Origin of the sequence: Sphingomonas asaccharolytica NBRC 15499 (assembly GCF_001598355.1) — a bacterium.
GTDB classification, from domain to species: Bacteria; Pseudomonadota; Alphaproteobacteria; order Sphingomonadales; family Sphingomonadaceae; genus Sphingomonas; species Sphingomonas asaccharolytica.
In genome coordinates this window covers 1-5,598 of record NZ_BCYU01000144.1, presented here as the reverse complement: position 1 = coordinate 5,598, position 5,598 = coordinate 1, and the positions used below count along the sequence as shown (strand labels likewise).

Annotated in this window: 4 protein-coding genes; 3 read left to right on the top strand and 1 reads right to left on the bottom strand. The window is 57.4% G+C overall.

From position 1 onward, the window contains the following. The coding region (locus SAS01S_RS23095) for a hypothetical protein (RefSeq protein ID WP_218016353.1) at window positions 1–210 on the bottom strand (210 nt) is incomplete at its 3' end. Between SAS01S_RS23095 and SAS01S_RS21445 the strand changes: the two genes are divergently transcribed. The 3 genes from SAS01S_RS21445 to SAS01S_RS21435 all read left to right on the top strand — a co-directional run bounded on the left by SAS01S_RS21445 (window position 209) and on the right by SAS01S_RS21435 (window position 5,543). Then, complete coding sequence (locus SAS01S_RS21445; protein WP_218016352.1) at window positions 209–367, top strand: hypothetical protein; 159 nt, start codon at window positions 209–211, stop codon at window positions 365–367. The genes SAS01S_RS23095 and SAS01S_RS21445 overlap by 2 nt on opposite strands. A 56-nt stretch (window positions 368–423) precedes the next feature. Next, entirely contained in the window at window positions 424–4,527 is a 4,104-nt protein-coding gene (locus SAS01S_RS21440) for an RHS repeat domain-containing protein (protein ID WP_066813184.1), read from the top strand. A 350-nt stretch (window positions 4,528–4,877) separates the two neighbouring features. Next, complete coding sequence (locus SAS01S_RS21435) at window positions 4,878–5,543, top strand: transposase (RefSeq protein ID WP_066813182.1); 666 nt, start codon at window positions 4,878–4,880, stop codon at window positions 5,541–5,543. Window positions 5,544–5,598: the final 55 nt, after the last annotated feature.

Sequence of the window (5,598 nt, the reverse complement as noted above, 5' to 3'; positions counted from 1 at the left end):
TGGCGGCGCGCAATAGGAGGCGCTGGCTCCCGGTAAAGATGCGCCCAAAATGAACGCGATTTGTTGGTTTATCAAATAGTTTCCATTGCCAAGCTGGAGATAGTGAAACAGCCTCTGCCTGTTCGAATCAGGGGGCAACATGGCTCGATTAGCTACGGCGCTGACTGTCTGCGCCGGTTCGATAATGCTCGCCGCAATGGCGACCGGCATGGCCGGAGCATCCGAGACGGTCAATTACACCTATGATGCCAAGGGGCGGCTGGTGAAGGTCGCGCACTCGGGCACGGTTAACAACAACGTTGTGTCGAATTACAGCTTCGACAAGGCGGACAACCGCGTCAACGTGAACGTGACCGGCGCGCCGTAGGCGCTACCCTGTTTCCTGCTCTCAACTGCAATTCATTCTCATGGGGAGGACGAACGATGTTCGGCCATAAGCTCGCGCGCGCCATTCTCGCATCGACCGCATTGGCGGGGGGCTGTCTTGCGGCGCCCGCATGGGCCGATTCTCCGCATCCCAATCTCGATGCCAATGGTGTCGACCTGACGACGGGCGAGTTCAACCTGCAATTGCCGATCGCCTCGATCGGATCGGGCCAGGTGGAGCTTCCGCTGATCGTCTATAGTGGAGCGACCGACAATTGGACTCGGGCCTATCTGACCAAGTCGACATCGGGATCGACGCAGACGATCGTCATCATCCTCGGTAATAGCTACGACCGGTTCGTCTTCACTGGCGGTGCCAGTAGCGGGGTATCGGCGAATGGCACGGGTGCCACGTTCGACGGCTCGACCTATCGGACGTTGAACGGCGTGACGATCACCTTCGCGGGGAATACCCAGGAGGATCACATCACCAATCTTTGCGACGGGAACGTCCCGACCAATTGCACGATGCTGGGTAACACCATGTCGGGCAAGAGCGGATTGACCGTCACGTTCGGCTGGGACATCCATGAGAATTGCGCGACCATATTCAATCCCGATGGAACGCTGAATTGCACCGACACCTGGCGGCTTGCCAGCGTGAGCAACGAAGCCGGATATTCGATCAATTGGACGTTCGCGAGCAACGCCGGGGGCGGGCTGCATGCCAATCCCGGTCCCGACTGGTTTCGGCGCACCAGCGCGCAACTCCAGAACGCTAATGTCGCCTCCGCCAGCTGGCCGACGGTGACCTATGCCAACCCGTCTTCGGGCGTGACGACGATCGCTACGCCGGCAAGCGAAACCTGGCGGATCACTGAGAGCGGCGGTTTGGTTACCGGCGTTCGCCGTCCCACCGCGTCGAGCGACACCACCACGATCAATTATACGTCGGGCAAGGTCAGTTCGGTCACCAACAATGGGATTACGACCGGGTATAATTATTCGGTCGCGGGCTCGACCGCGACCATGGTGGTAACTGACGCGCTGACCAATCAGACGACAATCGTCTCCGATCTCACCAAATATCGGCCCACGTCGGTTACCAACGCGGCGGGCAAGATCACGTCGATGACCTATGATAGCTTTGGACAGCTAACGTTGGTGACGAACCCAGAGGGCGACAAGGTCCAGTATGACTATGATTCGCGCGGTAACGTGACGACGACGACCCGCAAGGCCAAGACCGGCTCGCCGCTTGCCGATATCGTTACCAGTGCTGGCTATGATACGACCTGCACCAATGTCGCGACCTGCAACAGTCCCAACTGGACCAAGGACGGGCGCGGCAACCAGACCGATTATACTTATGACAGCACGACCGGCCTGGTACTGACGGTGACGGCGCCGGCGGCGCCGAACGGCAAGCGACCGCAGACGAGATATACCTATTCCACCGTCGCCGGCGTGAAGGTCGTCACCGCGACATCGACCTGCGCCACAGGCCAGGCGAGCGACATACCGAGTTGTGTCGGCACCGCGGACGAGACCAAGAATACCCTGGTGTATGACAACAACCTCAACCTGACGTCGGTTACCGCCGCGTCTGGCGAGACGGTGCCCACGGTTAGCGCCACGACCACGGCAACCTATGACGCGATCGGCAATCTGCTGACCGTCGATGGCCCGCTGTCGGGCAGCGCCGATACGACGACGTTCCGCTATGACGCGGATCGCCGGCGAATTGGGACGATCTCGGCTGACCCCGACGGCGCGGGGGCGCTGAAGCGACGCGCGCTCAGGAACACCTACAATGCCGATGGCCAGGTGACCGTTACCGAAGTTGGGACGGTAAACGGCACAACCGATACCGATTGGGCGGCATTTAGCTCGCAGCAACAAGCAACGGCGACCTATGACGCCAACGGATTCAAGACCAAGGATGTCGTCACCGCAGCGGGCAACACCTACTCTGTCACGCAATACAGCTATGACGGTGATGCGCGGCTGCAATGCACCGCGCTACGGATGAACAGCGCGAGTTGGGGATCGCTTCCCGGATCGGCGTGTACTTTGGGAACAACGGGAAGCGCCGGCCCGGATCGTATCACAAAGACTTCCTATGACGCGGTAGGCCGTGTGACCAAGACCCAGTCGGCTTATGGCACCAGTGATCAGGCGGATGACGCGACCGGCACGTATAATGACAACGGGACGCTCGCGACGCTCACCGATGCCGAGAACAATAAGACAACCTACGAATATGACGGGTTCGATCGGTTGTCGAATACCCGCTATCCGTCGATCACTAAGGGTTCGGGGACGAGCTCGACGACCGACTACGAGCAGCTCACCTACGATGCTAACAGCAACGTCACCAATCGTCGACTGCGCGACGGCAACTCGATCGCCTACACCTATGACAATCTGAACCGGGTCACCTTCAAGAACCTACCGGGCGCCGAGGCTGATGTCACCTATGGCTACGACCTTCTCGGGCGGCTGACGACGGCATCAAACACCGGCACGACGATTACGCGCGGCTACGACGCATTGTCGCGCCTCACCAGCGATGCCCAACCGTTCGGCACGTTGAGCTATCAGTATGACGCGGCCGGCCGCCGGACCCGTCTTACTTGGTGGGACAGCTTCTATGTGACCTATGACTATCAGGTGACCGGAGAGGTCACAACGATCAAGGAGAATGGATCGACAGCGCTCGTCACCTTCGGCTATGACGATCTCGGCCGGCGCAAGTCGCTGACGCGGGCGAACGGCACCAGCACCAATTACAATTTCGACGCGGTCTCGCGCCTTTCGTCGCTTGGCGCCGACCTTGCGGGGACCGTCAACGACCTGACGCTTGGCTTTGGCTACAATGCAGGATCGCAAATCATATCGACCACGCGATCGAACAATGCTTACTCATGGACGGGCGCGGCCAACGTGAACCGCGGCTACACCGCCAATGGCCTCAACCAATATAGCGCGGCGGGAGGTACGTCGTTCGGTTATGATGCCCGGGGCAACCTCACGAGATCTGGTGCCGATACCTACACGTACAGCTCTGAGAACCTCCTGACCACGAAGCCGGGAGCGGCCTCATTCTTCTATGATGGTCTTAATCGATTGACGGAGTACGACACCAGCGTATCGACGCGAATGGTCTATGACGGCGGCGAGATCGCGGCCGAAGTCGCCAATCCATCGGGCAGCATCTTGCGTCGCTATGTCTCCGGCTCCGGAAGCGACGAGCCGCTCGTCTGGTATGAGGGGGCGGGCACAAGCGACAAGCGCTGGCTGGTGGCTGACGAGCGCGGCTCGATCGTGTCGGTGACGAACGCGAGCGGCTCACCGATCGCGACTAACACCTATGATGAGTATGGCATCCCCGGCGCGAGCAATCAGGGACGGTTCCAATATACCGGACAGGCTTGGCTGCCGGAGGTTGGCCTCTATTCCTACAAGGCACGGATGTATTCGCCGACGCTTGGGCGGTTCATGCAGACCGATCCGATCGGATATGGCGATGGGATGAACTCATATAATTACGTCGGGGGAGATCCGATAAATAGAGTAGATCCATCAGGCATGGTGTGCACATATTCCAATTATGCCCATGTGGTAATAACGCTCTGGTCCGATGGCAACGTGACGACGGATATAGGTGGGTTCTATACTGTGCGATCTGGCTGTGGAAGCGCCGATGGTACATATCCCGGCTTATACAACGGGGGTGGCGAGTCAGCGCCGGCAAAAGATTCCCACTCCGACGAGACGCAGGCTGCTGGTTGGCAGGGGGATATCACCATCACTGCCGACCAGAGCAGAGCCAATAAATGGGACTACCGATTATGGGGATGGTGGCCGCTTTGGATGTTTTTTGACCGTGGGAATGGAAATGGGAAAAGTCCGCCAAATGACGATAGCTATCCACCAAGAAAAACGGAAAAACAATGTGAAGCAGAGCTCGCAGCTAATGAGAAAATGTGCTTCTCTTTATACCCAAGTTTTCCGTTTCCATCGAAGGATTTATTTTGGAGATCTAGAAATGCCTGTCTTAGTGATGCGATGATTCATTATTCTTATTGTTTAAGAGGTAGGCGGCCTGGCAAACCTTTCGATCCGTATATCTATTCTGACTTGGACTGGAAGCCATGAGGAAGTTACTTTGCAGAAGAGTTTATAAAGTAATTAACGACGACGCTTCAATTATAGTCGAAGTGTTTATGCCGGAATTAAATGATGGGGCATGGAGATGTTTCTATACGTTCTATTATGGAGACTCGGATGAGTATAACCATTCTATAGCAATGGGCGATATTATAGATGCAATATCATCTGTTAACGAAGTAATTTCTATAAAAATAAATAATAGAGAATCCGAGTTCTCAAGTAAAATCTGTCTGATGGAATCGGATGGCTTTATATAATTATCAGGTTAATTATGCTATTACGGTGACACGTGCAATAACCACTTTACTAAGTGGCAGGTAAGCTAGCGTGACGCGATGGCTCGCCTTCCCCACATCGTTCTCCCCGGCATTCCGTATCACGTGACCCAGCGCGGCAATCGCCGTGAGCAAGTGTTCTTCGAGGACGGCGATTACGAGCTCTATCTCGATCTGCTGTCGGACGCGGCGGCGCGATCGGGAGTGGCGATCTGGTCCTATTGCCTGATGCCCAACCACGTCCACATCATCGCGGTGCCGAGCGACGAGGACGGGCTGCGGCGGACGTTCCGCTATGTCCATCGCCACTATACGGGATACATCAACGCTCGCCTGCGGGTTACCGGGCATTTGTGGCAGGGGCGGTTCAGCTCGGTCGCGATGGACGAAGCGCATCTGGTCAGCGCGCTGCGCTATGTCGCGCTCAATCCGGTGCGGGCGAGACTGGTTGAAGGGGCAGAGGACTGGCGTTGGTCGACTACAAGGGCGCTCGTTGCGGGAGAAAGCGACGATCTTTTCGATGTGACGCCGGCGCTTGAGCGGCTGGGTGACTTCGCCACGTTCCTGGGCGAGGCGTTCGACGAGGCGATGAGCTATGCCGCGTTGCGCAAGGCCGAGAGCGTTGGCCGGCCGGTTGGATCGAAGGAATGGCTGGAGGATATGGAGGCGCGTACCGTCCTCGTTCTTGCGCCGGCCAAGCGCGGGCCGAAACCGAAAGAGCGGTAAAGAGGGGTTGTCGCACGTGTCACCGTAATTCGATCGGTTATACGACCGGCTGCGT